The sequence below is a fragment of the Bradyrhizobium sp. CCH5-F6 genome, from assembly GCF_001556045.1.
GTDB lineage: Bacteria > Pseudomonadota > Alphaproteobacteria > Rhizobiales > Xanthobacteraceae > Bradyrhizobium.
The window spans coordinates 1-26,192 of the sequence record NZ_LSIC01000144.1 but is presented as its reverse complement, the minus strand read 5'-3'; the positions used below and the strand labels follow the sequence as shown (position 1 = coordinate 26,192).

Sequence of the window (26,192 nt, the reverse complement as noted above, 5' to 3'; positions counted from 1 at the left end):
GTTTTGGCTTTGGCCTATATGGCTTGGGCTATGGTGGCTACGGCTACCCCTATTATGGTGGTTACGCCTACTATGGAGGTGGCGACTGTTATCTCGTGCGGCGGCGCGTTGTGGGACCACATGGACGGGTCTATTTCCGGCGCGTAGAGGTGTGCCGTTGAGATCAGGCGTTGCGCAGCCACCAAAACTCATTCCCGGTGACGTTCACCGACGGGGTAGAAGTCCACGGGATCCGTCAGCCCAAATCGCCGCCGCCTGACGGCCCTGGCCGTCACCAAAACTTGGCCATAACTCGGAGAAAGGAAAGATAGTTCGGAAAAGGTGATCACCGGCACCGACTGAGCAAGACCACGCCATCGCTGCCGGCCCCATGGGCATCGCTTCGTTACGGATCAGATCATAGCGATGCCGATGGCACAGATGCCAACTGGCGGACGAGGCCACTCCTTACATCTTGTGACCGGGCGGCATGCCTTTCATATCTCCCATATTCCCGGACGATGGCTTACTTTTTTTGGCTTTCTTGCCTTTCTTTTGCGCGACGGAGATCACCAAGGGTTCCCCTCGGCTGAGCCATGGGTCGGCTGAAGCGGGGGAGGCCGGGGCGGCCGAAGCGAAGTCGCCGCCCGCAAGCATCACACCGGTCGCAACAAGAAGAGCTAATTTGCGCATGAGATCCTCTCGATGTTGTCGCAGGGTAGTCCGACCAAATAAGTCGCGGCCCTTGAACAAGTTCCCGTGCCGGTGATCCGAACTCCGAAGCGCGGGTCAGGAAACGGAGACGCGCTCCCAAGATCTCTTCGTTAGTCGAACATATGAATGATGCGTCGGCTGGACGGATCGCGGAGCGGAAGGGGGTAGTGTCGCGCCGACTGGCGCCTGGAAGCCCGGTTCTTGGTGCGACTGATGGTGCTGACCATAAACAAATAGGCGCGATGGATCTTCGCAATCGTCCCCACCACCAGCATCTCAACTTCGGCTTCCATGGCTTGATGTAAGCCATTGTGGACCTTGTCCCGGGGGTGCCGATTGGGCTCTGCACCCGCATAACCTGCAAGGCCTCGGTCCATGCCGGACGTTTCCTTCCTGTCCGAGATCGAAACGACGGGTGCCGGTGCGCAACCGCGGTTACCCTCTCACCATCGACGTAGCTCTCGGCGACAGGGACGACCCTGATTCACCTGTCGCGACTGATCCGCTGCAGCGGAAGCTCGATGTCACGGCGCAGAACGTGGCAAACCTCGATACGGCTGGATTTCGGGCGCGGGAACTGTCGTTTCGTGAATACCTCAAGCCGGAAAAAGGTTTGAACGAAGCGGGGCAGCGAGAGCGGCCGCTGTCGCTGTCCGACCCACGATTTCAATTCACCGACAATTCCCAAGGCGCCACTGAATTAACTGGCAACCCGCTCGATGTTGCCATCAATGGCCAGAGGTATTTCGTCGTACAGACCGAGCGAGGCGAGCGCTTCACGCGAAACGGCGCATTCACGATTGATGGCGGTGGCCGTCTGGTTACGCTGGAAGGACAACCTATCCTCGGCCAAAACGGCCCACTGCAGGTCCCACCTAACCAGCGGGAGTTGGAGATCTCGCCTACTGGAATTCTCAGCACGAAGCAAGGCTTCCTCCTCGGTCAGCTCCGCGTGGTTCGCTTCGAACGGCCGCAGTTACTTCAACCCATCGGCGGGACTCTATTCAGGTCCGACGACCCACCTTCTGACATCGCTCCGCCGGCTATCACCCTCACGAGCGGCGCCTTGGAGAAATCCAATGTGCAGAGCACGCGCGAAATGAGCCGCCTCGCGGAGATTACCCGAACCTACGAGATGGTCGGCAGATTGCTCAAGAGCTCGCAAGATGCCGACGACATCAACAAGTTGGCAAATGTTCCCGAATAGCTCAAGCGGAGCCGTGAATCATCGCGCTGTGAGCAGTATGGTGCATGCCGCGTCGGTCGGCACCGGAGCACAGCTGCGCTGATCGTCACGCTGTTATCGGCCAGATTACCTGCCTGGATGATTTCCTCGCACAGCAATGAAGCAGCTCCCGTAACGGGGTATTGCCGCGGCTCGCGCTTGCGAACCGCTCAAAACATCTTCAGGTCTAGTCCTATCGCCAAAGACCTGAATTCTATGGGTTCGTGGCGATAGAGCCGAGCATTAAAGTGGCGTTTTCAATCATTCTGACGATGCGGATGGCGACGCGCCTGCGACAAGGCGCGGAGGCAGCCGGCCTCGTCACCCACCTCGTCAGCTTTCCGCGCGCGATCCAACGCGGCCCGATCGTGGGCCGCATCGATCTTTGCCTGCGCGTCGGCCTCGGTCGCGGACCTGATCGTGGGCTGGCGATGCATCTGCGCACGCACTGACTGGTGTACGGACCAACCCCGCGCCGCAAGGTCGGCAACCGCGCCTTCGTAGGCCGCGATCTCCTGGGCGCACTGGCCGGCGTGCGCCGATCCGGAAACTGGAAGCGCGAGCGCAATTGCACCAAATAGATGGGCGAGTCGCATTGTCATCCAACACCTCGCATTCAGCGGTTAAGTCAAGCAAACGCTTTCTCAACGGTCCTCAGCAGCACAGCCGGCGACTTGTCGTGGCGGGTCACGCCCGGGATCGGGCGATCGATCTTCATGAGCTGATAGACCGCCATCTGCGCCGCGCGCACCGAATATTCGACGGTGAACACGACGTCGTCGGGAATCTCCACGAACTGGCTGACGAAGGCGAGATTGACCGAATTCTTCGGCACCGGTAGCGGCCGGTCGGTCTTCGCACGCGGCATGAACATGCTGGTGATGTAGGGCATGCGGCAGGGGATGCAGATCGCGTCCTCGAACACCGTGCGATCGAAATTCAGATGCCCGCAGAGCTCGTTCAGGATTTCGGCGCCGCTGCAATCCGACATCGGCTTGGCGACGAAATTGCCGACGCGGTCGGGATGCAGCGCGTAGCCCCAGAACACCTGGACGTTCTTCGGCTGTCCTGCAAAATGCGGCTGATGATAGAGCACCACCGACATCAGCCAGTTGGAATCCTTGAAGGTGACGAGGCCGCCGGTGCCCGCCTTGTTACCGGAGAACGCCTCCATCTGATCGAAGAAGCGGCTGTCGCGGCAGGTGACGGTGAAGGACAGCCAATAGGATTCGGGAATCGAGGTATTGAACGCGGCCGGGTTACCGAACTCGGGACGGCCCTTGGCGATCTTCTCCCACAGCGCCCAGCCCTGGCTGTCAACCTTGGTCAGATGCGTCGGCGGCTCGGTCATCGAGCCGAGGCTCGAGGCGTCCGTCATCGAGGCATTCTGGAAGAAGACGAGGTCGCCATCCTCGAGGCGGACGTTGGAGGTACGGCCGTCGCGGTCGAGCACCAGCTGACGCACGCGCAGGCGCTCGCCTTCTGCCTCGAACGCCATGTCGGTGACACGTGTGTCCTGTACGAACTGCACCCCGTGCCGCTTCAGCCAGTCGATCAAGGGCCGCACGATCGCGTCGTATTGATTGTAGACCGTGCGCTTGACGCCGGCGAGCGTCTCGATGCGCGGAAACTCGTTCATGAAGCGGTGCAGGTAGCGCTTCAGCTCGACCGCGCTGTGCCAGGGCTGGAAGGCGAAGGTGGTCTGCCACATGTACCAGAAGTTCGACTCAAGGAATGGCGGCGACAGCCAGTCGGTAATGCGGCTGGAGCCGAGCTTCTCTTCCGACGTCTCCACCAGCCGCAAGAGCTCGAGCCGGTCGCGCGCGGAAAAGCCCATATGGGAGACGTCGACCTTGAAGCGGTTGCGATCGACGAGACGTGCGCGGGAATGCGCCTTGTTCTCCTCGTTGAAGGCGACCGTCTCGTCACGCACGCTCACGCCCGGGCGCTCGACCGACGGGATCGACGACAAGAGGTCCCAGGTGCATTCGTAGTGATCAGTGGTCAGCATGCGGCCGCCGCGCAGCGAATAGGCGCCGTTCGGCAATTGGGCACCGTCAAGGCTGCCGCCGAACACTCCCAGCGCGTCGTAGATGATGATGTCGCGCCCGGGAACGGCAGCATCGCGAATCAGGAATGCTGCACCCGCGAGCGACCCGATGCCACCACCAATGAAATATACCTTCACCGCTTGCCTCGATCGCCGTTCAGAGTTTTGTCTTGAAATACTGTATCCGAATGTGGTGTCGGAGCTTGCGTTGGATCAAGGTTCGTCGGTTATTCGGAATATCGGGGCGAACTCGAAGCTCCCACCACGTGCAAATTGCGGGGTATCGTGGGGCTCCTCTCGATCGTGCGCGCCTCGTTGCCGTTCCACTCGCCCAGGTGCGCGGATGACGAGGTGCCAACTCGATCACCGAACTGCCGGTTTGCAAAGCAACAATCACAGGAGAGCGAGCGAGGTTCGAATCTATTGATCAAGCGCTCGCTGTATTGGCCACATCAGGAACGTTTTGCGCCGGCGGTTGAAACAGGCTCGGGTAGAGAAAGGGCCGCGACCTCCATCTGGGCCGGAACCGTCGCGCTCCAGCCAAGCTCGCGCTCAATGCGCGAGCGCAATGCGTCCGACGCAGCGGGCTCGCCATGGGTGATGAATGTCATGCTCGGGGCGGACTTGCCGGTCCTCAGCCACGCCATGATTTCCTCGGCATCCGCGTGAGCCGACAGCGCGCTGATATTCCTGACCTCGGCTCGGACCGGAATGTCCTCACCGTGGATCCGGATGGCTCTCGCACCCGCCATCATCGCCGGCCCGCGCGTCCCTTTGGCCTGATAGCCGGCAAACAGAACCGTGCTTTTCGGATCGGCCACAAAGCGCTTGAGGTGGTGCAGGACGCGTCCGCCGGTCGCCATCCCGCTCGCGGATATGATGACCTTGGGTATCGTCATGGCGCTCAATCGCTTCGAATCTTCCACGCTGCGGATGTAGGTCGCCACCGCACACGAACTGCGGCAATCGGGTTCTGACAGTTTATGGTCCCTTCGATGATGACAAAAGATCTCACTGGCATTAACCGCCATCGGGCTGTCGAGAAAAATAGGGACGTGTGCGAGCTTTCCGGCCGCCTTCAGGCGTTCGAAGTAGAACAACAGGCTCTGCACCCGCCCGACCGCAAAGGCTGGTACGACGACCGTTCCGCCCCGCCGAACCGTACGATTGACAATGTCGTCGAGTTCGCTCTGCGGGTCGGCTTGCGGATGCCGGCGATCGCCATAGGTTGATTCGACGACGACATATTGCGAATCGGGACGCGCCTCAGGGTCGACCATCAAGGGGTCATTGAACCGCCCGAGATCGCCAGAAAACAGGACACTTACCCCGCCTCATTCGATTTGGAGCGATGCCGCACCCAAAATGTGTCCGGCGCGCAAGAGACGCAGCTGCGCGCCGCCGGGCAACGTTTGAGTCTGATGAAAGGGAATGGTCCACAGCTGCCGCAGCGCAGCTTCGGCATCCTCAACCGTGTAGAGGGGAAGAGCTGGCTTGTGGCGAGAAAATCCGTGGCGATTGGCAAAATGCGCATCGCTCTCCTGGAGGTGCCCAGCATCGCGCAACAGGATCTCGCAGAGGTCGGCGGTTGCTTCACTGCACAGGACATCCCCTCGAAAGCCGCCCTTGACCAGCACGGGAAGATAGCCGCAGTGATCGAGATGGGCGTGGGTCAGCATTACGGCTGAAATGCTTGCCGGATCGACCGGAAATTGCGCCCAGTTTGCCTCGCGGCGTTCTCGTTCGCCTTGGAATAACCCGCAGTCGATCAGTAGTCGTTGCGATCCGTTTTCCAAAAGATATTTGGATCCCGTGACCGTACCAGCGGCGCCGAGAAAGCTCAATTTGATGGTCACGTAACGGTCTCCTTCAGAACTCCGAACCTTCTTGGATCGTGATCGGGCTGTTTTTGTCGGCGCGCCAAGTCTTGCGCTGCCATCGAAACAAATTCAGCCTGCATTAAAGCGCCCGTCCCGCACAAGTCGTCAGGCGCACCGGTTGCGTGCACCGACATTGGCATGAGTCGTCGAACGCGCAGGGCAGCGTCAGGACCAAGCGATCCAAATGAGGATACGGTGGACAAGCTGCGATTCCTCCTGCTCTCAATCTTGCTTGAGGCGAAATGTATCCGGCTTGCCCTTCGTATTTGTTGAGCTGGATCAAGCGGAAAGCCATCTGGTCGCCTAATCTGCCCGACAACGGCCGTCCTCCTTCAGCACGGCCCCGTCGCATTCAAGCTTGGCACCAAAATGTCAGAGAAGCCGTCCGTTTCGCCTGCTCTTCAGACGATCTCCTCACCGCAGCAGGCCGTCGTCGCGGACGCGCTATCTCGGGGCTATGATCGTCTGAGAGCTTACCTTGTCCGTCGGCTTGGAAATGCGGCCGACGCCGAGGATGTTCTGCATGGAGTCATTCTTCGCGCGATGGAGAAAGCCGAGGCGCTTCGCGATGAAGGCGCCGTCCAAGGCTGGCTCAGCCGCATCGTCGCGTCTGCTGTTGCTGATCACCAGCGCCGCCAGGCATTGCGGCGCCGCAATGAGAACGAGCTTCTGCTGCAACAGGGTTCGCCGGAACCGATTGGCGATGAAAGCGAGGCCGCGGCGTGCGAGTGCGTTCACCTGATTTTGCCTGCGCTCAACACGGAATATGCGCAAGTGATCCGCCGGATTGACCTGGAGGCCGAGGACAGGCTTGCGGCAGCAGCCGCCCTTGGGCTGACAGTCAATGCGCTGACGGTGCGGCTGCATCGCGCACGCGGCCAGCTCAGGCAGCGATTGCTCGAGATGTGCCGCTCCTGCCGCGAGGACTCTTTCCTGCGGTGCGGTTGCTAGAAGATCAGCTTTCGACGAACTCTCGAATGTGCAGGCACTTCGCTGCGACTTAACCCCACTCCCTGTGGGGCGTCGGATTGGTGGCCGCGATGTGCCAAGCGTTGAAAGAACCCAGGAAACCGCAGGGCGAGATAGGCATACAAGATGTACTTGATGAGCTTGCCCGAGAAAATTGCCAGGGAGACGTGGAGAACCGGCAGGCGGTAGATTCCAGCGACCGCCAACAGGGCAAGTTTGGGCACAGGCAGCGGAAGCGCCATCACGGCGAATATCGCCACCGTCCCATATTGCGAGAGAAAGACAGTTGCCTGTCGCCAAGCCTGGGTGAGCGCAAGGTCCGGATAGCTTTTGGCCAGGAGACTCCACCCGAGATGATGGAATGCAAAATAAAGGCCGGTGGCCGCAAGGGCGCTGCCCGCCGCAGCCCAGACGGCAATTCCGACCCACGCGCGTCGTGAGGCCAGCGTGCCCGCAACGACGATAAGCTCGACCGGCAGGCTCATCGTGACTGTCGCGGCAAACGAGACCGCACCAAGGAGCGGTGCGAACGAGCTGCGGTGAGCCTGCTTCACGACGTAGGTGAGGGCGCGATTTGAAATGGCCCGACCTATCACGATGCAAAATATCCTTCAGATTTCGTCGCTGACCGCATCAGTTCAGAGCAGTTTTCGATGCTCGCATTCGAACGCTCTTCGCCAATCCAAGCGTGGAACTTGTTACAGATTTGTCACGATCCCTTGTTGAGTTAGATCAACCTGGGTGGGCGCGAGCCGCTCTAACCTTCAATTCGCTCCAGGGCCGTCGGCCCCCTCAATTCATGAATAGGGAAATCACCATGTCAAACCACTTCTCGAAGATCGCAATCCCTGCAGCCATCGCCGCAACGATCGCTCTCTCCTTTGGCGCCGCACTGGCTCAGTCCCAACAGACCGGCACCCAACCGACCCAAGCCCAACCCGGCCAGTCCTCGGGGGCAGCGACCGACCAACCGAACACTGGGACCAATTCCATGCCGATGCAGGGCATGGAGCACGGTCGCATGATGCGCGACCAGGGTCAGAAAATGATGCACAACGGCCAGTCCCAGACTGGCAATCAGCCGTCGACCACGCAAGCTCAGCCCGGCCAGCCAGGGACAGCAACCGATCAACAGACGACCGGAACCACTTCCACGCCGCAAGGCATGGAGCACGGCCGCATGATGCGGGACCAGGGCCAGAAGATGATGCAGAATGAGAAGAACATGGAGCATGGCCAGATGGGGACTCCCCCCTGCGGACCGGGGCAGACCCAAACCCAGACGACCCAGAACTCCGGCTGCAAATAGCGCATCGGCTCCGGCCTGTCTCGGCGAAACCCGAGACGGGCCGGGGCGAAAGCAGCCACAATGACCGACGATAATTTCTCGCAAAGGCTCCTGTCCGACCACGGTTCGCACCGCGAGGCTGCGGCAGCCGGCGCAGCGCAGAGCTCAGCATCGTACATCCTGCCCGCCCTCGACCAAGACTTCTTGTTGGGCGATTCGATGCGCGGCGTGCGGTTTCTGCTCGAATACGCGAAGGCCGAAGAAGCGTTGCGCAACTGGGGCGTACGATCGACCATCGTGGTCTTTGGATCAGCGCGCGTTCGACAGAACGGGCAGGGAAGACACGCCGACTGGTATGAACAAGCTCGCCAATTCGGGTTGATAGCGTCGCAACGTGGCGGCGCGCTGACCGACAATGGCGGCGTGCGCGACAACGTGATTGCGACCGGCGGCGGTCCCGGCTTGATGGAAGCGGCCAATCGCGGCGCGCACGACGCTGGCGCCCCCTCGATCGGCTTCAATATCAGACTTCCGCGGGAGCAAGCGCCAAACGGTTACTCGACTCCCGAACTGACCTTCCAATTCCACTATTTTGCGATGCGCAAGATGCATTTGGCAATGCGCGCCAACGCCTTGGTCGCCTTTCCCGGCGGCTTTGGCACGTTCGACGAACTCTTTGAAATTCTCACGCTCCGTCAGACCGGAAAGTCGCCGCCAATCCCGATCGTCCTGTTTGACGAGAAGTACTGGCGCGCGGCGGTCAACTTCGATGCGCTGATCGCCAGTGGCACCGTCGACAAGTCGGACTGCACGCTGTTTCGTTTTGCCGAAAATGCCGAGGAGATTTGGAATAAGTTGCTGTCTTGCGGGTTGGACGTGCCTGGACTGTCGTGCGCGGCGTCGCGTTACCGTCACCTGCTCGATGGCCAATCGCCAACTTCGGCCGCGACAGTCGCCCGCCCCTCACCTAGGTCCGAGTAGGCGTTAGGCATCCCATTAGCCGCTCTTACGATTAGGACAGGAGATTTAGTCATGTGGAATCGACGTAAAGTTCTGGGATCGTGCTTGGTGTTGGCCGCATCCAGCGGCATCGCTCGGGCTCAGGCGCCTGGCATGTCGGGAATGGGCATGCCGGGCATGGGACAGGGGCCAATGACCCGAGAGAGCTGCATCGATATTTGCATCAAGTCGCACCAAATGTGCCTTGAGACCGCGCGATATTGTTTCGAAAAGGGCGGCGACCACGTTGCGCCCACGCATTTGGCGCTGCTGCTCGACTGCGCCGAGATGTGCCAGATGACGGCCAACTCGCTAATGCGCAGATCGCCGCAGCACGGAGCGATTTGCGGCGCCTGTGCGCAACTGTGCGACGCCTGTGCCAAGGATTGCGAGGCTATCACTGGAGACGATCAAATGGCGCACTGCGCCTCGCTCTGTCGTGACTGTGCTCGTGATTGTAGAGGCATGGTGAACATGCCGATCTGATTTTGGAGACGGCGAAGCCCGGGTGGATGGGATAGTGCTCCCCGGCCTGGGCCTTCCCGACCGGCTCGCCGCGAACGCTCGATCGAGAATCCCGGCGATGAAAGGCGCTGTTCCTCTTCCGCAATCGAGTCGGCCGATGATGGCGTGTTCGGCCATCGCGATTTGCTCGGACTCGTCGTGAGCAGCGAGCAAACAGCACCAGCAGCCTATCGTTGCGCACTGTAATAAAAAGCGACCCTTAGCGTCTTTGTCAGCGAGTTGGCTCGCCTAATTGCCTCACTCGAGAAACAGTTTCGTGTCGCTTTGGCTCTTGCGGGGCATTTAGCGCAAAGGTAGCATTTGCGGGGAGGCAACGCGGCAATGGAAGCACGGAACAACCATACAACGCTGCTGGACCATCTTCGCCGTCAAGGCGTGTCGCGGCGCGATTTTTTGAACTGGTGCGCCTACACGGCTTCGATTCTTGCCCTCCCGCCGAGTGCAAGCCAGGCGATCGCACAAGCGCTTGCGACCAAGCCTCGCCCCAGCGTCATCTGGCTCTCCGTCCAGGAATGCACCGGCTGCAGCGAGTCGATTCTGCGATCGTTCGAGCCGACGCTCGAAAGCCTGATGTTCGATCAGTTCTCTCTCGACTATCATCATGTGCTGCAGGCGGCCGCAGGAAACGCCGCCGAACAGGCGCGCGACAGGGCGATTGAGCAAAACTTCGGCAAATACGTGCTTGTGGTTGACGGCGGAATTCCGCTTGATCGGGATGGATATTACTCGACAACCGGCGGAAAGAGCGGACGCGATCTCGTGCGGGGTGCAGCAAAAGGAGCGGCGCTCATCATTGCGGTCGGCACTTGCGCCACTTATGGGGGGATCCCTGCAGCCTCGCCCAACCCGACCGGAGCAGGCGGAGTTCACGATGCCCTGCGCGAGCTCATCGACGCCAAGGACGTCGCGGCTCCCATCATCAACGTTCCGGGGTGTCCGCCGATCCCGGAGGTGATGACCGGAGTTGTGGTTTATTTTCTCACGTATGGGAAACCGCCTGATCTCGACAATCTGGGACGCCCCCTTCCGTTTTTCGGGCGGACCGTTCACGACGATTGTCCGAGACTGCCCTTCTTCAATCAGGGGCTGTTCGCCAAGAGCTTTGATGATGAAGGCGCGCAGAAGGGCTTTTGCCTGAAAGATCTTGGTTGCAAGGGACCGACGACGTTCAACGCATGCACGACGGTGAAGTGGAACCAGAAGACCAGCTTCCCGATGTTCTCGGGCCACGGCTGCCTCGGCTGTGCCCAACCGAAATTCTGGGATCGCGAGGGCGGCTTCTATGGCAAGCTCTTCTAAGAAGGCCGGCGAAAAGTCCACGGCTGCGGCCAAGACCGCGCCCGGCTCGCAGCCTCGGCGGCTCATCGTCGACCCCGTTACGCGAATCGAGGGGCACCTTCGGATCGAAGCGGAGACGGATGCTCAGGGCGTGATCACCCGCGCATCCAGCTCAGGCACGATGGTGCGCGGCATCGAATTGATCCTGAAGGGACGTGATCCCAGGGATGCGTGGGCGTTTACACAGCGTTTCTGCGGCGTCTGCACGGTCGTCCACAGCATCGCCTCGATCCGGGCTGTCGAATACGCACTCGGCTATGTGATCCCGGAGAATGCGCAGCTCATCCGCAATCTGATGATTGCCGCGCAATATGTGCATGACCACGTCATGCATTTCTACCATCTGCATGCGCTCGATTGGGTCGACGTGGTTTCCGCTCTCAAGGCAGATCCGGCCGCGACTTCCAGACTGCAGATGAGCTTGAGCCCTTGGCCGAACAACTCGCCGGCGTATTTCGGCGGAGTTCAGCAGAAGTTGAAAGGTTTTGTGGAGGGTGGCCAGCTTGGAATCTTCGCGAATGGGTACTGGGGTCATCCCGAGTACAAACTTCCGCCGGAGGTGAATCTGCTCGCGGTCGCGCACTATCTGGAGGCGTTGGCCTGGCAGCGCGACGTGGTCAAGATTCACGCCATCTTCGGCGGGAAAAACCCCCACCCCAATTTTGTCGTCGGCGGTGTCCCCTGTGCGATTTCTGAAACCTCGCATGCAACCGCGGTGAATGCAGAAAATCTGCGTCTCGTCGGCCAGGTCATCAGCAAGATGCGGGAGTTCGTCGACCAGGTCTACTTGCCCGACACGCTCGCGATCGCCGGATTCTACAAGGACTGGACAACGCGAGGCGAAGGCGTCGGCAATTTCCTGTCCTATGGTGAATTTCCGACCGGGGTAGGTGCCGCCGAGCGAGCGACATTGCAGTTTCCCGCCGGGGTCATCATCAACAGGGACCTTTCGAAGATACAGCCGGTCGACTTTGAGGATCCGACCGAGATTCAGGAATTCGTCGCCCATTCCTGGTACAGCTATTCGGCAGGCAAGCAGGTCGGTTTGCACCCCTACGACGGCGAAACGAAGCTCGATTATACGGGACCGAAGCCCCCTTACGAGCAGCTCGATATTGACCAGTCCTATTCATGGATCAAGTCGCCTCGATGGAAGGGTCTGCCGGTCGAAGTCGGGCCGCTTGCGCGTGTTCTGATTCTCTATGCAAGCGGAGAGGTGCGGACGCGAGGCCTCGTCGACCACAGCCTCGGACGGTTGGGACTTCCGATCTCCGCCCTGTTCTCTACGCTCGGCCGCGTCGCTGCCCGCACCATCGAGACCAAATTGATCGCCGACATGATGCCGGGCATGTACGATGCGCTGATGGCCAACATCACGCGTGGCGATCTTCGCACCTTCGATGATGTGCTGTTCGATCCCACGACCTGGCCGAAGAAAACCCGCGGCGTGGGCATGATGGAAGCGCCTCGCGGCGCACTGGCTCATTGGCTCACGATCGAGGAGGGACGGATCGGCAACTATCAGGCCGTCGTCCCCAGCACTTGGAATGCCGGCCCCCGCGATGCCGCAGGGCGAGAGGGGCCCTACGAGGCGGCGTTACGCGGCCACAAGTTACAGGATGCTTCCCGTCCCTTGGAGATCTTGCGCACGATCCACAGTTTCGATCCGTGTCTGGCCTGCGCCGTTCATGTCGTCGACCCTAACGGCGAAGAACTGGTTCGCGTGAAGGTGCTCTAATGCTGAACTCGAACAAGACCGCGAGGAAAGACCGGCAGCGGCGACGGAGCGTCTTCTCATCGGTCGCCATATTCGTCCTGACTCTGCTTGGTTGGCAAATGTCCCCTGTCCTCGCCCGCCCTGGGAATGGCTATGGCGACTTGATCGACAACTATTGCATCGAACGTGGCCGCTTGCGGGTCCGCGCGCACCAGCCGCATTGCGCGATGTGCCACCACCTTGGCACCTTCGACACGTCTCCCGAACATCGAATCGAACCGAACTGGAACGAGTTCATCAGAGGACGAACAACCGGCGATTTCGGCTTCTTCTGTCCTGGGGGGGCCGATAGCACCCAAACGGCGCGCGTGCCCGGAGAGAAGTTGCCTCCGGGGCCTAAAAGCGCAACGGCAGAAGCCTCTGAGAACTCGACAAGCCCAATGGGTATGCCGCCGGGCCCAAGTCCATCTCTGCCGACGCCGGAGGGCGCGCAACCCAATACTGCGCCCTCCGAGAGTCAACCGAAGGCGGATGCGCAGCCAGCGCCGTCAGACGAGGAGCTGTCTCGGAAGATGGCGGCCTTACATGATGCGGTCGGAATCACGACGGCACAGGAGCCGGCTTGGCTCGACCTTCTCGACGCAGCCGCTCGCGCGCTGCAGCGTCCTTCCGGTCCTGCCGAAGCTGCCACCAAGGATCCGGTGACGTTGCTCAAGGTTCATGAGCTGCAATCATCCAAACACGTGGCGAGCATGCGCGCCGTTGGGCTCGCGCTTGCGCGCCTCAATGCGAACCTGTCGGATCAACAGCGCCAGAGGCTTGTCGAGGGGCTCAGACCGATCCTGGCCTCCATCCCACCGTAGATCGTCGGAGAACTATCATGTGCCTCGCCATCCCCATGCGGGTGGATAGAATCGACGGATTCCTCGCGCAATGCTCCGTCAAGGGCGTTTCTCGCGAGGTGAACCTGTTCCTGCTACAGGACCAGGACGTCTCGGTCGGTGACCACGTCCTGGTTCACCTGGGCTATGCGATCCAGCTCATCGACGAGCGGGAGGCCAAGTCCACCTGGGAAGTCTTCGACGCCATGCTGGCCGCAGGGGACAGCCACTCGCATGCATGAGCTTTCGGTGTGCTGGGCTCTGATTTCCGAAGTCGAGCGCCTCGCGCAGGAGGCGGGCGAGGACAGCATTGCGCATATCGCGATCCGGGTCGGTGAGCTCTCGGGTACGGACCCGGGCCTGCTTCTTCGCGCGTTCGAGGTCGCGCGCTCGGGCACGAAGGCGGAACATGCGTATCTCACGATCGAGCTCTGCGATCCGCGTGTCAAATGCACGGAGTGCGGCCTGGAAAATGTGACACGTCCCAATCGCTTGCTTTGCGCGTTCTGCGGTTCATTTCGGGTAAAGGTCATCGGCGGCGACGAATTGTCGAGCGCGGCGGTCGAATTTGCCGCAACCGGCTTCCCCGGCACCTCGGATCCACCAGTAGCCGGCGGACCAGGGAAACTGAACACGGAGAGGGAGGCGCCGCATGTGTAGCCATTGCGGCTGCGCCGCCAATAACAAGCACCGGCTTCATCTGCCACATAGGGGTTCGGAAGATGGCGCAATTGCGTCGGTACACGGGCTTGCCCACGAGGAAGGCGTGATCCGCAATATTCTCGCCGCCAACGATCGGATCGCCAGCCACAACCGGCAGCATTTCGATGAGAGCGGTCTGCTTGCGATCAATTTGATGTCCTCGCCCGGATCCGGCAAAACCTCGCTTCTCGAAGCAACAATTGATGCTCTCGGCCCCGAACTCGGTTTCGCCGTCATCGAGGGCGACCTTGAAACCGAGAACGATGCTGCCCGGATCCGAGCAAAGGGGGTCCCCGCCCTCCAGATTACGACCGGCGGCGCCTGTCATCTCGATGCGACCATGGTGCATCACGGGCTCCATGAGCTCGATCTGAACGGCGTCGACGTTTTGTTCATTGAGAATGTGGGCAATCTGGTATGCCCCGCTTCATTCGATCTTGGAGCGCACTGCAATGTTACGCTCTTGTCGGCCACGGAAGGTGACGACAAGCCGGCCAAATATCCGATCATCTTCCGCAAGAGCGATCTCGTGATGCTCACGAAATCGGATCTTTTGCCGTACCTGGACAACTTTCAGGTGGATCGAGCAGCAGCAACGCTCAAGGCATCAGGTTACGACGGTCCGCTTCTGAGAACGTCGGCTGCCAAGTCGGCCGATGTGGGCGAATGGCTGGCGTGGCTCCGCCAGCGGCTTGCCGATCATCGCGCCGGGCTATTCCTCAACCCAACCACCTCGGTTGAAGCAGGAGAGGCTTGATGAGCTCGCCTGCTCGCATTTGGCTGGACCGGATCAAGGACCTCCCGCTCGATCGGCCGGTTCGAATCCTCAACGTCTGCGGTGGCCACGAGCGGACGATTGCGACCTCAGGCATCAGAAGCCTGCTTCCACCCGCGGTGCAGCTGATTCCGGGACCCGGATGCCCGGTTTGCGTCTGCCCGGAAGAGGATGTCTTCCATGCTATCCAACTGTCGCTGACAAATTCCGTCATCCTGGTTGCGTTCGGCGATATGCTGCGCGTCCCCGTCAATGGACCGAAGGCCCAGCCGCGCTCCCTTGAGCAGGCAATCGCGCTCGGCGCGGATGTTCGCCCCATCGCGAGTCCGAGCGAAGCTGCCGCTATTGCCAGGGAGAATCCGCGCAAGACGGTGGTTTTCTTCGTCGCCGGCTTTGAAACCACGCTTGCTCCCGTCGCGGCGCTGATCGCGATGGGCCTTCCGCCGAATCTTAAGCTCCTGATTTCCGGGCGGCTGACATGGCCAGCGGTCGCCATGCTCCTTCAGTCCGAAGAGCCGGGATTTGATGCTTTGATCGCGCCGGGGCACGTCGCAACCGTCATGGGCCCCGAGGAATGGGAGTTTGTGGTTCGCGGTCACCACATGCCCACCGCGATCGCGGGCTTCACGGCTGACGCCTTGCTGGCAGCCACCTATTCGACGCTTCGGCAACGGCTCGAAGGCCGGTACTTTCTTGACAACTGCTATCCCAAGAGCGTCAGGCCCGGCGGCAACGCCGTCGCACGCCGCTATCTTACCGAAACCCTGGAGGTGACGGACGCCGCCTGGCGCGGCATCGGCGTCATCCCCCGGTCCGGTTTCCGCCTCAGGCCCGAATATGCCGACCACGATGCAAGGATAGAATTTCCGTTGGACGAAGCAACAGAACGCCCTCGTCGCGGCGAAATGCCACCAGGTTGCGATTGCGCGCGGGTCATTCTCGGCAAAGTCCTGCCAACCGATTGCCGATTGTACGGTTCTGGCTGCGCGCCCGAATCGCCGATAGGTCCTTGCATGGTGTCGGACGAAGGGGCCTGCCAGGTGTGGTGGACTGCCGGCTACCGCAGCGGCCGCCATGCCTTTGGGGGCGGCGGCGCGGTCCGCGCAGCAAGGTGAGCGCCGATGCCTTCCGCACCGCATGCCGCTGGTCCACCAGTCACTGTCTTAGGCATCGGTAACGTGCTCCTCGGTGATGAGGGGGTAGGCGTTCATGTGATCCGGTACCTGCGCGACTGGCCGCAACCGAGCGCAAACCTGGCGATCGTCGACGGCGGGACGCTGAGCTTCAATCTGCTGCCGATCATTGAGACCGCCGGTCGTCTCATCGTCATCGATGCTGCGATGATCGGAGATGAGGCCGGGGCGGTTCGCTGCCTGGTTGGTGACGAGCTCGACGCGTTCCTCGGCACCTCGAAGCATACCGCGCACGAGATCGGGCTAAAGGAACTGTTCGATATGGCCCGGATGGAGGACCTTCTGCCGCGCCGGCGCGCGCTGATCGGTATTCATCCTCAATGCATCGATTGGGGCGAAGGCCTGAGCGACCGAGTCGCGACAGCGGTGCCGTTGGCTGCCGGATTGGTGCTGCGCCTGGCTCGCAAATGGATCTGCGCCGATCAGGTCTCGGTGCCCGGATGAACAGGAATGAGACCATCGAAACGCGCAGCGAGACACGGCTGTTCGAAATCGTCGGTCGTGTCCAGGGTGTCGGATTTCGACCGTTCGTGAAGCGTCTCGCGGACGCTCACGAGATCGTGGGCTGGGTGAAGAACGAGGCAAGCCACGTGTCCGTGCTTGCCAGCGGCGAGCCTGACGCGCTCGACCGCTTTGCGGCCGGCCTGATCGCCCAAAGGCCACCGTTGGCGCGGCCGATGATTAGGTCGGTCAGCCCGCGACCACCAGCCGATTGTTGCGAATTTTCGATCCTCGAAAGCAAACCTGGTTCGACCCGCGATGCGGAGCTTCCGCCCGATTTGTTCCTCTGCGACGACTGTCTCGCCGAGATAGATGATCCATCAGAGCGCAGGTACCGCTATCCTTTCACCAATTGCACCCAATGCGGCCCGCGATACACCATTATCACCGCCCTGCCCTACGACCGCCCCAACACCTCGATGGCGGGCTTCGAACTGTGCCGAAACTGCCGGCACGAGTTTGAGAACCAGCAGGACCGCCGGTTTCACGCGCAGCCTTTGGCGTGTCCCGAATGCGGCCCGAAATTGGTCTTCAGGAAAGCGAATGGCGAGGAGATCTCCGGCAGCGGACAAGCGCTTGCCGCCGCTGTCGAGGCCTTGAGCTACGGCCTGACGCTGGCCGTTCGCGGTATCGGCGGGTACCACCTGATATGTGATGCGACGAATGAGACCGCGGTGCTCAGGCTTCGCAACAGGAAGGGACGGCCTGACAAGCCGCTTGCCGTGATGGTGCCGGGCGGCAACAACCGGCATCGATTTGCCAGAACGATCGCTGATCTTGATGAAATCGAAGAAGCGGCCCTGTGCGACCCCGTTCGGCCCATCGTGCGGCCGCCGTTGCGCCTGGCCTTGGCGAGGTCGGGTTGATGTTGCCCTATAGCCCCTTGCACCACCTGATCTTGAGCGAATTTGCTGGTGTGCTGGTCGCAACGAGCGGCAACATCAGCGGCGAACCCGTGATCACCGATCCGGACGAAGCCGAGAAGCGGCTCGCTCGCTGCTGCGACGCCTTCCTGCACCATGATCGTCCTATCCAGCGCCCTGCCGACGATCCGGTCTGGCGGGTGATGGGCGGGCGGGCCAGATCGATCAGGCTTGGCCGCGGCTCGGCACCCATCACCCTGCACAACTCTTATAGGGCGGCTGACGCCGTGCTCGCCTGCGGAGGGCAACTCAAGGCCACGGTGGCGCTCGGGCTAGGCGACCGGGTCGTCGTGTCTCCACACATTGGGGACATGGGATCCTTGCGCTCACAGACAACGCTGGAACAGGTTGCCGACGATCTTCAAAGACTTTATGCGACCGATGCAACATGCATCCTTCACGACGCGCATCCGGATTTCACGACGACACGGTGGGCCCTGCGGCAAGACGTGCCCACAACCGGGATCCAGCACCATGTAGCCCATGCTTCTGCGCTGGCCGGGGAGCATGGTTGCAGGGAGAAAATGCTGGTCTTCACCTGGGACGGTCTGGGGCTTGGGTCCGACGGCACCTTGTGGGGCGGCGAGACCTTGTTCGGCTCGCCCGGACATTGGCAGAGGGTCGGCAGCCTGCGTCCGTTTCGGCTCATCGGCGGCGACCGCGTTGCACTCGAGCCGTGGCGCAGCGCGTACACGCTGGCGCTGGAGGCCCATCATCACTGGGAATGCGTTCATACGGATGCAGCCGCCTACCGCCGCGCATGGGCTGCCGGGGCCGGCATGATGTCCAGCTCGGTCGGTCGATTGTTCGATGCCGCCGCAGCAATGGTGGGCCTCATCGAGCACTGCAGTTACGATGGCCAGGCGCCGGCGCTGGTTGAGAGCATGTCAGGTGAAGTCAGCATCGAGCCCGCTCTCCCGGTCCGCCCCGAAGGCAAGATCCGGCGGATCGACTGGACTCCACTTGTTCCAATGCTCGTGGATTCGTCCTTGTCCGTTCGCGAGCGGCTTGGACGCTTCCACGGTTCGTTGTCTGCAACCCTGGTTCGCGAGGCCCTGCATCATGGCGCGGCCAATCGCACCAATATCATCGGACTGACAGGCGGCGTGTTCCAGAACAAGCTGCTCACCGAGCATGCGGCGGCCGCTCTGACCAGCCACGGCTTCCAGGTTCTCTTGCATGAACGCATACCGATGAATGACGGTGGACTGAGTTATGGCCAGGTCGTTGAATTTTCTGCGCGGAAAGCCCCATGAAACCTGGTGACGACAAGCACTGCTCGCGCGACCTGAGCCGCATTTCGCTGGCGCACGGCAATGGCGGCAGAAGGATGCGTGAGCTGATTGAAGGGGTCTTCCGCCGACATCTCCACAACGACCTGTTCGATACAAATGCCGATGCAGCGATCTTACCGATGCTGCCCGCCGGCAGTTTTCCGGCCCTGACCTCGGACGGTTTTACGGTGGATCCGCTGGAGTTTCCAGGTGGCGACATCGGAAGTCTGGCCATCAATGGCACCGTCAATGACCTCGCAGTGTCGGGGGCAGAGCCGCTTTACATCGCGCTGAACTGCTTCATCGAAGAGGGCTTCGAACGGGAGCGCCTCGAGCGCCTGGTCGCATCCATGGCCGCCGCGGCGCGGGCCTCCTCGGTCAAGGTGGTGACGGGCGACACCAAAGTCCTCCGCAACGGCGAGGGTGGCGGGCTTTACCTGGCGACGACCGGACTGGGGTTTCGCAACCCTGCCGTCGCCCTTGGCCTCGATCAGATCCTCCCCGGCGACCGCATCATTGTCAGCGGCTCGATCGGCGATCATGGAACGGCCGTCCTGCTGGCCCGCAAGCAATTTGGTCTTTCGGGGACGCTGCAGTCGGACTGCGCCAGTGTTCTTCCGCTTGCTAGATGCGCCCTAATGCAGCCGGGTATCCGATTCATGCGCGACCCGACCCGCGGCGGACTGGCAAGCGTCGCCCACGAGATCGTTCGATCAACGGCCAAAAGCGTGCGCCTGCTCGAGCGCAAGATTCCGCTGCGCGGTGAGGTGCAGGCCGTCTGCGATATGCTCGGCTATAATCCGCTCTATCTGGCTTGTGAGGGCAGGATCGTGGCTGTCGCTGACCCGCCTTCAGCCGAACGGCTGGTGCAGGCTTGGCGCGACCTGCCGGGCGGAGAAGACGCAGCAGAAATCGGCGTCGTGGGCGAAGACGGGCCTTACGTCGTGTTGGAAACGGAGCTCGGCGGCGAACGGTTGGTCGAGGAGCTCGATTCCGACCCGCTGCCACGAATCTGCTGAGCGTCGCGAATCTTGAGCCAAAGCTCTTTCATGGCCTGTTCAATCTCGGCGGTCTCGCACTTCAGTAGTTCAGGGACATAGGCAATTTCGATAAATTCGCCGACAAGATCACCGTCGGTGTTGTACTGCTGACCCCACCACACGCCGGCCACGGCCGTTTCCGAAAAGATGCATGATCCCACGCCTCTAAAACTTGCCTCCACCTGCCCGTTGCCAAGAAAGTCGCGCAGCGCAGCGGTAGCGCCTGCAGGCAATGGAAGCCGTCGGAGATCGATGCGAAAAGTCGTCCCCGATTTGACGATCTCCGCCAACTTTGCGCTCACTTCCGAGAGCAGCGCAGCGATGATTGGATCAGAAACAAAATTGCTGTTGCCAGTCATTATCAACGACCTCAAGGACTCGCCCGACCCGCATGGATCGGTAGCGCGTCCGGCTTGGCCAATGCCCCCTTTGCGCGCGTTTGACCCCACGCTTCGTTGCTTGCGCATTCCATTCAAACTTGGCCGTCGGCGGTGACGCCCAACATGGCCATAGCCATTCACCGAAGGCAGGGGCGCGACACGACAACGACAAAAACTCCCCCACGGCGCGCCCAACGCTAAGAGCGCGAGCTTTGCACATCTCCTGTCCAGACGCTATTGTCGCATTCGGGGGCTGGGTAATCTCGCAGGATGACGCCGGAGGGCGGGGAGCAGACCTGGCTCGGTATCGCGATCCGGGGGCTTCAATGAGCATTGCGCGTACGTCAATTCGGTTGCTGGCCGTGGCTGTCGTGGCGGTTTGCTCTGTTCACGCCGGAGCGGCGCAGACACTCGACCAGGCGCTGGCTCAGGCCTACCGCAACAACGAGACGCTCAATGCAGAACGCGCCAATTTGCGCGCCACGGACGAAGAGGTGCCCCAGGCGCTTTCCGGTTACCGCCCGCGCATCGAAGCGACTGCGGACGGTGGTTCTCGCTACCTCAACGAAAAGGGGGCCGATGGCGCGCAGCAAAGCTCGACCACCACGCCGCGCGGCGTCGGGGTGACGGCGACACAGTCGATCTTCAACGGATTCCAGACAGCAAACCGGCTGCGTGCCGCCGAGAACCAGGTGCTTGCCGGCCGCGAGGCGCTCCGCGTTATGGAGCAGACCGTGCTGGTGGATGCCGCCACCGCCTACATGGATGTGCTGCGCGATGCCGCGATCCTTGAACTGCAGAAACGCAATCTCGACTTGCTAGGTGAGCAACTGAATCTGGTCCGTAACCGGCAAGCGAGCGGTGACTTAACCACTGCCGACGTGGCGCAAGTGGAAGCTCGCCTTGCCGCGGCGCGGACGGCCGTGCTCGCGGCACAGGCGACGTACAACTCGTCGCGCGCCACATTCACGCGCATAATCGGCAGCGAGCCCGGCAAATTGACGCCCGGCCAACCTGTGGACCGCTTTGCTCCTGCGACGCTCGAGGCCGCCATCGCACTTGCGCGCACCCAACACCCGGCCGTTCTTGCCGCCATGTACGGCGTCGACATCGCCCTTCTTCAGACCAAAATTGCCGAAGGGGCGCTGTACCCGATGGTGACGCTGGAAGGCAGTGTGAAACGCCGCTGGGATGTCATGCCCGACCAGAATCTGATATTTCCGGCGACGAGCACCGATGCGTCGATCATCAGCCGGGTGGTCATTCCCCTCTATCAGGGGGGTAGCGAGTACGCCAAGATCCGCCAATCGAAGGAAATGACCGGTCAGAAACGACTGTCGCTTGAAGCCGTACGCAAGCTCGCACGGGCCACCGTCGTGCAGGCGTGGAGCACAGTGGCTGCCACGAGGGCGCAGGTGGATTCGGCGCAAGCTCAGGTGAAGGCCGCCGAGTTCGCACTGGAATCCGTTCGGCGCGAGTTCGGCGCCGGCCAGCGCAGCACACTCGAACTGCTCACGGTTCAGCAAGAGCTGCTGAATGCGCGGATCGCTCTCGTCCTAACTCAGCGAGAGCGGGTGACGTCCTCCTACGCGCTGCTCGCAGCCATTGGCCGGCTCGCTCCCGACGTTCTCGGATTGCCGACAGAATCCTATGATCCGTCCGTGCACTATCACCAAGTCAGGGATTCCTGGTTCGGGGTACGCACGCCCGATGGCCGCTGATGCCGTTTCCGACTGCACATCGCTACGGACCCGTGAGAGAAGTTATTTGTTCCGGACCCAATTCGGCGCGCTCGAGTGATACCGGCTCGGCGGAGCTGCCGATTTCCGCGGAAAGCCAGCTGATCCCGATGTTGGGCTATGCCAACCGTTTTGCCAACCACGCGGCGATGATCATCCCAGCGAGTGCCAGCGCGCTCGCGATGCCGAACATGGCTTCATCGCCCCCTTTCTCCGGCTTAAGGTATTCCCGAAAAGCAAGCTCCCGGGCGCGAAACCCGGTCGTGTTTGCGTTCGCCTACATTTTGTGGCCGTCACATCCAGTTTGCGCTGACGCGCAATCAAGCGCGACAGGTGAATCAGCGTCGTCTCACCCTCCGCGATCGCGAATCAACGGAAGAATAGTTAAGCTCAGGCCGGTTATTGAGTGGGAGCTGTCGCCCCTCTGGCGGAGACGGCCAATGTCCTCTCTCCATGACGCGAACGATTAACCAAGTGTTAACCAAATGTTGGCTATGCACAGAATCTCAATATTTTCTTAAGGAATTCGGATGACGGGAGCTGAAGTCATCGACGCTGCGAGGGATGCGCTTATGACCGTTGCGTTGGTATCAGCGCCATTGATGATCATCGGGACAATCGTTGGCGTTCTCGTGTCTTTGCTCCAAGCGCTCACGCAGATCCAGGAACAGACGCTGATCTACGTTCCCAAAATCATCGCGACCTTCCTAACTTTGCTGATAGCCCTGCCGTTTATGTCGGACCAAAGCCATCGCCAGTTTCTGCGCATGATGGCCCAAATCATGGCGTCGGCAAACTGACGCGCCATCGCGAAGGAAATGACCGGCTGTCGCTTGAAGCCGTGCGCAAGCTCGCACGCGCCACCATCGTACAGGCCTGGAGCGCGGTGACTGCAACGAGGGCGGCAGTTGGATTCGGCGCAAGTTCAGGTGAAGGCGGCCGAGTTCGCACTCAAATCCGTCCGACGCAAGTTCGGCGCCTGCCAGCGCAGTACGCTCGAGCTGCTCACGGTTCAGCAGGAGCTGCTGAATGCGCGGATCGCTCTTGTCATGACTCAGCGGGAGCGGGTGACGTCCTCCTACGTGCTGCTCGCGGCCCTTGGCCGGCTCGCTCCTGGCGTTCTTGGATTGGCGACAGAATCCTATGATCTGTCAGTACACTATCACCAGGTCAGGGATTCCTGGTTCGGGGTACGCACGCCCGATGGCCGCTGATGCCGTTTCCGACTGCACATCGCTACGGACCCATGGAAGAAGTTATTTGTTCCGGAGCCAACTCGGCGCGCTCGGGTGATACCGGCTCGGCGCAGCTCCCGATTTCTGAGGAAAACCAGATGATCCCAGTGTTAGGCTATGCCAACTGCTTTGCCAACCACGCGGCGATGATCATCCCGGCGAGTGCAAGCGCGCTCGCGACGGCGAACATGACGTTGGACAACCCATGTGACAGCAACAAGCCGGCGGCGGCCGAGCCCACGGCCTGACCAAGGCTGGTCACCGCAATCCATCGGCCCAAATCCTCGCCCTGGTGCTCGCCTGCAATCAGAGAGGTCCAGTAGGTGATAATCGGGGCGGCTACACCCGCAGCCATCGCAATCGCGCCGACGCCAAGCGCGAGTGCTGGCGCAGTTGTCGCGGCCGACGCGAGCGCAAGCGCCAGACTAAGCATGCCCAGCGCGGGCGCGATCAACCAGCGCGTCGCCTTCGACGGCACAAGCGGCGAGAACACGAGTATTTGGGCGAGCAGCATCACGGCGCTGCACTCGGCGAGCATCAATCCGATGGTCAACCCGGAGGTGCTTGAGCCAAGATTGCCGCGCAAGGCCAGGTGAACGTCAAACGCAGCGACCGAACCCGCAACAATCGCCGCCAGCACAAGCAGGCTTTGGGACGTCCGCGGTTCATCGGTACCGCGGAGCCCGATTGTATTGGCAGGTGAACTGGGTTCGCTCCTCGTGACGGGAACAGTCCTCGCGATCACGCAAGCGCTAACCAGCGCAAGCACGATTGGCCAAAACAGCGGAGCTCCGGCCTCAAGTTGTGCTTGCTTCGAACTCAGGATGGACAAGGTGCTGCCGAGCAGCGGACCAACCATAAAGCCGATCATGGTTGCAGCTCCGATCCAGGCAAAGCGCCGCGCACGCCACCCGTCGTCGGGCGACCAGTCACCAACGGTGGCGAGGGCTACGGGTGTGATTGCCGCTGCCGAAACCCCAGCCAGCGCTCGTGCCGTGTAAAGAAACAACAAGTTGCCTGCAAGTTCGAACAGCATCAGGCTGGCGGAAAATCCCGCAAGCCCCAGGACGAGCACCGGACGACGGCCCCAGCCGTCCGAGATCCTTCCAAGGAAGGGAGCGGAAACGAAAATGGCGGCCGTGTAAGCCGCCGCCATGAGACCTGTATGCCGGGATATCGTCGCGGGGTCGTCGAGGCCGGACACGGCCGCAATTCGCGACGGCAAGTTTGGCAGAATGATGCTGAACGCCAGAGCGGTCGCAAAGGCGGCGAGTACCAATGCCCCCCTGGTTGTGAGCGGCAATCCGCGGTCGGAAAGACTGTCTGACATCTTGCGGTCTCGTTCAACTGAGAGACCTTAAACAGCTGCACAATCGATAAACAAGCCTACGCGTGCTGGTTGGATGCAGTGACGCCTTACCTACTATAGAAGTGATCATCCCTTGAGCATCATGATTATCTAGCGGGCATTGGTCTGGACGCAATTCGCTCAGAAGATGACGCGGTTTCTGGTACGATGTGGAACGCGCGTCTCCGTGCGGTGCTCGCCGGTTCAGCTGACACATTCGGAGGGGGCGCGGAATTCTCGCGAATTTCGTGGTAACCCGCAGGGGTAAGGCAACCGGAAGCTCAAATGCTGCTGTGCGGTGGAAGACCGCACGTACCCTCAACGAGGAGGCTCGGGGCCAGAAGCCCTCGAGCCGCCTCCGCCAAAAGAGCCGGCTTACCGGACTATTCTCCTCCTGAACTGATCAGCATTTGGATCGTTCGAATGCGACCTTCCGGGGGATGACGCGAACGGCAGGCGGCTCACTCAGCCGCGCTCCGCAATGGGTCCGCACGAAGTGAAAGCTGCACCGGGGTCGGATTCTGTAAGATGTCCAGCACGGGGCAATGACGGTCGACGATTTCTTTCAGGCGCGCCAACTCGGCTTCGGGAGCCGGACTGTCCAAAATTACCTCGGCTTCAATGATTTGATAACCCGGCCGAACGTCCCCTTCGACGTCGAACAAGCCGCGCAAGTCAATCCTGCCGGAAAGCTGAACCGAAACGCCATTGAGGGGAATGCCGAGCGCGTCGGCATAGAGGCGGTAGGTGATTTCCTGACAAGAGCCCAGGGCAGCCAAAATGTACTCCACTGGGTTCGGCCCTGTGTCCTGCCCGCCGAGGCCCGCCGGCTCGTCGACCTGGACGCTGAACTGGCGAATCGCGACGGCGCTGTCAACGCCGTCTCCGAGACGGGATTGCGCTCGGAAGGTCGCTAACGCTTGGGCAGGGTCAGCGCTCAGCGCGGCCTGCGCGCTCGAGAACACCTCCTTGAACTTGAATGCCATTTATTCCTCGACGGGTTGTGACGGTCCGAAAAGCAATGGTTGTACAGATCGAACGACCTATCAATCGGTCCGCACAGAAAACGACGGGCGTCATCTGAATCAAGAGCTCACGGCCATTTCGTCCTATTGATGCGATCGGAGAAAGACAAAGTCCGCTGTCCGGGCAACGAAGACCAAGAACTCGAATTCTCCACCAATCCCGCGTGATCAATCACGATGGCGATCCCATTCTTCTAGGTTTGAGACAGATCAACACACGTCACGGGCTTGCATGGCAACCTAATGGTCCTGCTGGGGACCGGAACAGGTGGCGAAGCTGCGACGGGAGATCGACATGGCATACCTGGAGACCGAGGTGATAGCGGCGCACCGGCACATTCGCCGCCGCACGGTGGCATATGTGCTTCTCGGCACTTTGCTCGCGAGTTATTTATCCTATCCGTATGTGACCCTGTATCGGCTTGATCGGGCACTGGAAGCCAGCGATACTCGCGTGGTTGCAGAACTGATCGACTGGCCGAGCGTTCGGAC

At 61.0% G+C, this 26,192-nt stretch carries 30 protein-coding genes; 21 read left to right on the top strand and 9 right to left on the bottom strand.

The genetic code is table 11. The annotated features are described in order from the left end of the window. Positions 1 to 447: 447 nt before the first annotated feature. Both AX729_RS25810 and AX729_RS25805 read right to left on the bottom strand, forming a co-directional pair. The gene (locus AX729_RS25810; RefSeq protein ID WP_061026999.1) at positions 448 to 672 is read right to left on the bottom strand and encodes a hypothetical protein; all 225 of its coding nucleotides are present in this window, start codon (positions 670 to 672) and stop codon (positions 448 to 450) included. A 131-nt stretch (positions 673 to 803) separates the two neighbouring features. Continuing rightward, a complete protein-coding gene (locus tag AX729_RS25805; RefSeq protein WP_156402742.1) occupies positions 804 to 1,070 on the bottom strand; it encodes a hypothetical protein in 267 nt (88 codons plus the stop codon). A 38-nt stretch (positions 1,071 to 1,108) separates the two neighbouring features. Here AX729_RS25805 and AX729_RS25800 point away from each other — a divergent pair, with 38 nt between their 5' ends. Together AX729_RS25800 and AX729_RS25795 are read left to right on the top strand one after the other, a co-directional pair. Next, entirely contained in the window at positions 1,109 to 1,900 is a 792-nt protein-coding gene (locus AX729_RS25800; protein ID WP_230646716.1) for a flagellar hook-basal body complex protein, read from the top strand. Positions 1,901 to 2,166: 266 nt separating this feature from the next. Beyond that, complete coding sequence (locus tag AX729_RS25795) at positions 2,167 to 2,370, top strand: hypothetical protein (protein ID WP_057197016.1); 204 nt, start codon at positions 2,167 to 2,169, stop codon at positions 2,368 to 2,370. A 176-nt stretch (positions 2,371 to 2,546) separates the two neighbouring features. Here the strand turns inward: AX729_RS25795 and AX729_RS25790 are convergent, their stop codons facing one another. The 3 genes from AX729_RS25790 to AX729_RS41855 form a co-directional block, all read right to left on the bottom strand. After that, the gene (locus AX729_RS25790; RefSeq protein ID WP_082528996.1) at positions 2,547 to 4,145 is read right to left on the bottom strand and encodes an oleate hydratase; all 1,599 of its coding nucleotides are present in this window, start codon (positions 4,143 to 4,145) and stop codon (positions 2,547 to 2,549) included. Positions 4,146 to 4,420: 275 nt separating this feature from the next. Next, a complete protein-coding gene (locus tag AX729_RS41860) occupies positions 4,421 to 5,248 on the bottom strand; it encodes an MBL fold metallo-hydrolase RNA specificity domain-containing protein (protein WP_502686921.1) in 828 nt (275 codons plus the stop codon). Positions 5,249 to 5,302: 54 nt separating this feature from the next. Continuing rightward, positions 5,303 to 5,824 (bottom strand): MBL fold metallo-hydrolase, encoded by a 522-nt coding sequence (locus AX729_RS41855; protein WP_502686920.1) that lies wholly within the window; start codon positions 5,822 to 5,824, stop codon positions 5,303 to 5,305. A 393-nt stretch (positions 5,825 to 6,217) separates the two neighbouring features. Between AX729_RS41855 and AX729_RS38945 the strand changes: the two genes are divergently transcribed. Further along, entirely contained in the window at positions 6,218 to 6,799 is a 582-nt protein-coding gene (locus AX729_RS38945; protein ID WP_082528997.1) for an RNA polymerase sigma factor, read from the top strand. Here AX729_RS38945 and AX729_RS25775 read toward each other — a convergent pair. Continuing rightward, on the bottom strand, positions 6,796 to 7,302 hold the full coding sequence (locus AX729_RS25775) for a hypothetical protein (RefSeq protein ID WP_156402743.1): 507 nt from the start codon (positions 7,300 to 7,302) through the stop codon (positions 6,796 to 6,798). The genes AX729_RS38945 and AX729_RS25775 overlap by 4 nt on opposite strands. Before the next feature lie 332 nt (positions 7,303 to 7,634). Here AX729_RS25775 and AX729_RS25770 point away from each other — a divergent pair, with 332 nt between their 5' ends. The 14 genes from AX729_RS25770 to hypE all read left to right on the top strand — a co-directional run bounded on the left by AX729_RS25770 (position 7,635) and on the right by hypE (position 19,952). Further along, complete coding sequence (locus AX729_RS25770) at positions 7,635 to 8,126, top strand: hypothetical protein (RefSeq protein WP_156402744.1); 492 nt, start codon at positions 7,635 to 7,637, stop codon at positions 8,124 to 8,126. A gap of 198 nt (positions 8,127 to 8,324) precedes the next feature. After that, entirely contained in the window at positions 8,325 to 9,086 is a 762-nt protein-coding gene (locus tag AX729_RS25765) for an LOG family protein (protein ID WP_230646724.1), read from the top strand. Positions 9,087 to 9,137: 51 nt separating this feature from the next. Next, positions 9,138 to 9,590 (top strand): four-helix bundle copper-binding protein, encoded by a 453-nt coding sequence (locus tag AX729_RS25760; RefSeq protein WP_057197021.1) that lies wholly within the window; start codon positions 9,138 to 9,140, stop codon positions 9,588 to 9,590. Positions 9,591 to 9,950: 360 nt separating this feature from the next. After that, complete coding sequence (locus tag AX729_RS25755) at positions 9,951 to 10,928, top strand: hydrogenase small subunit (protein ID WP_057197022.1); 978 nt, start codon at positions 9,951 to 9,953, stop codon at positions 10,926 to 10,928. A 64-nt stretch (positions 10,929 to 10,992) separates the two neighbouring features. Next, positions 10,993 to 12,705: a nickel-dependent hydrogenase large subunit gene (locus AX729_RS25750; protein WP_057197067.1), complete on the top strand. Its 1,713-nt coding sequence runs from the start codon at positions 10,993 to 10,995 to the stop codon at positions 12,703 to 12,705. Beyond that, complete coding sequence (locus AX729_RS25745; RefSeq protein WP_061026998.1) at positions 12,705 to 13,547, top strand: Spy/CpxP family protein refolding chaperone; 843 nt, start codon at positions 12,705 to 12,707, stop codon at positions 13,545 to 13,547. The genes AX729_RS25750 and AX729_RS25745 overlap by 1 nt, the downstream gene beginning before the upstream one ends. Positions 13,548 to 13,564: 17 nt before the next feature. Next, positions 13,565 to 13,807, top strand: a complete 243-nt coding sequence (locus tag AX729_RS25740) for a HypC/HybG/HupF family hydrogenase formation chaperone (RefSeq protein WP_057197025.1) — start codon at positions 13,565 to 13,567, stop codon at positions 13,805 to 13,807. After that, complete coding sequence (locus tag AX729_RS25735; RefSeq protein WP_057197026.1) at positions 13,800 to 14,225, top strand: hydrogenase maturation nickel metallochaperone HypA/HybF; 426 nt, start codon at positions 13,800 to 13,802, stop codon at positions 14,223 to 14,225. Before AX729_RS25740 ends, AX729_RS25735 begins: the two co-directional genes overlap by 8 nt. Beyond that, a complete protein-coding gene (hypB, locus tag AX729_RS25730; RefSeq protein ID WP_082529002.1) occupies positions 14,218 to 15,024 on the top strand; it encodes a hydrogenase nickel incorporation protein HypB in 807 nt (268 codons plus the stop codon). Before AX729_RS25735 ends, hypB begins: the two co-directional genes overlap by 8 nt. Continuing rightward, positions 15,024 to 16,157 (top strand): hydrogenase formation protein HypD, encoded by a 1,134-nt coding sequence (hypD, locus tag AX729_RS25725; protein WP_057197028.1) that lies wholly within the window; start codon positions 15,024 to 15,026, stop codon positions 16,155 to 16,157. The genes hypB and hypD overlap by 1 nt, the downstream gene beginning before the upstream one ends. Positions 16,158 to 16,163: 6 nt before the next feature. Beyond that, positions 16,164 to 16,679 (top strand): HyaD/HybD family hydrogenase maturation endopeptidase, encoded by a 516-nt coding sequence (locus tag AX729_RS25720; RefSeq protein ID WP_057197029.1) that lies wholly within the window; start codon positions 16,164 to 16,166, stop codon positions 16,677 to 16,679. After that, positions 16,676 to 17,602: an acylphosphatase gene (locus tag AX729_RS40665; RefSeq protein ID WP_197433673.1), complete on the top strand. Its 927-nt coding sequence runs from the start codon at positions 16,676 to 16,678 to the stop codon at positions 17,600 to 17,602. Before AX729_RS25720 ends, AX729_RS40665 begins: the two co-directional genes overlap by 4 nt. Continuing rightward, a complete protein-coding gene (locus tag AX729_RS40660) occupies positions 17,602 to 18,915 on the top strand; it encodes a Kae1-like domain-containing protein (protein ID WP_197433672.1) in 1,314 nt (437 codons plus the stop codon). The genes AX729_RS40665 and AX729_RS40660 overlap by 1 nt, the downstream gene beginning before the upstream one ends. Further along, positions 18,912 to 19,952, top strand: coding sequence for a hydrogenase expression/formation protein HypE (gene hypE / locus AX729_RS25710; protein ID WP_057197031.1), 1,041 nt, complete (start codon positions 18,912 to 18,914; stop codon positions 19,950 to 19,952). Before AX729_RS40660 ends, hypE begins: the two co-directional genes overlap by 4 nt. Here the strand turns inward: hypE and AX729_RS38940 are convergent. Next, a complete protein-coding gene (locus AX729_RS38940) occupies positions 19,871 to 20,332 on the bottom strand; it encodes a hydrogenase expression/formation C-terminal domain-containing protein (protein WP_082529003.1) in 462 nt (153 codons plus the stop codon). The two genes, hypE and AX729_RS38940, sit on opposite strands and share 82 nt — an antisense overlap. Before the next feature lie 347 nt (positions 20,333 to 20,679). Here AX729_RS38940 and AX729_RS25705 point away from each other — a divergent pair, with 347 nt between their 5' ends. The 3 genes from AX729_RS25705 (at position 20,680) to AX729_RS25695 (ending at position 23,306) form a co-directional block, all read left to right on the top strand. Then, positions 20,680 to 22,074: a TolC family outer membrane protein gene (locus tag AX729_RS25705; RefSeq protein ID WP_057197032.1), complete on the top strand. Its 1,395-nt coding sequence runs from the start codon at positions 20,680 to 20,682 to the stop codon at positions 22,072 to 22,074. Between the two features lie 548 nt (positions 22,075 to 22,622). Continuing rightward, a complete protein-coding gene (locus AX729_RS25700; protein WP_057197033.1) occupies positions 22,623 to 22,892 on the top strand; it encodes a flagellar biosynthetic protein FliQ in 270 nt (89 codons plus the stop codon). 108 nt (positions 22,893 to 23,000) lie between these two features. Further along, the gene (locus AX729_RS25695) at positions 23,001 to 23,306 is read left to right on the top strand and encodes a hypothetical protein (RefSeq protein WP_057197034.1); all 306 of its coding nucleotides are present in this window, start codon (positions 23,001 to 23,003) and stop codon (positions 23,304 to 23,306) included. 136 nt (positions 23,307 to 23,442) lie between these two features. Here the strand turns inward: AX729_RS25695 and AX729_RS25690 are convergent, their stop codons facing one another. Together AX729_RS25690 and AX729_RS25685 are read right to left on the bottom strand one after the other, a co-directional pair. Beyond that, on the bottom strand, positions 23,443 to 24,657 hold the full coding sequence (locus AX729_RS25690; protein ID WP_057197035.1) for an MFS transporter: 1,215 nt from the start codon (positions 24,655 to 24,657) through the stop codon (positions 23,443 to 23,445). Between the two features lie 479 nt (positions 24,658 to 25,136). Then, positions 25,137 to 25,661 carry an OsmC family protein gene (locus AX729_RS25685; protein WP_057197036.1) on the bottom strand — a complete coding sequence of 175 codons (525 nt, stop codon included), beginning with the start codon at positions 25,659 to 25,661 and terminating at the stop codon, positions 25,137 to 25,139. Between the two features lie 334 nt (positions 25,662 to 25,995). On the opposite strand from AX729_RS25685, the gene AX729_RS25680 reads away from it, so the two are divergent. Beyond that, positions 25,996 to 26,192: DUF2939 domain-containing protein (locus AX729_RS25680; protein WP_156457204.1), on the top strand; the 197-nt coding region annotated here is incomplete at its 3' end.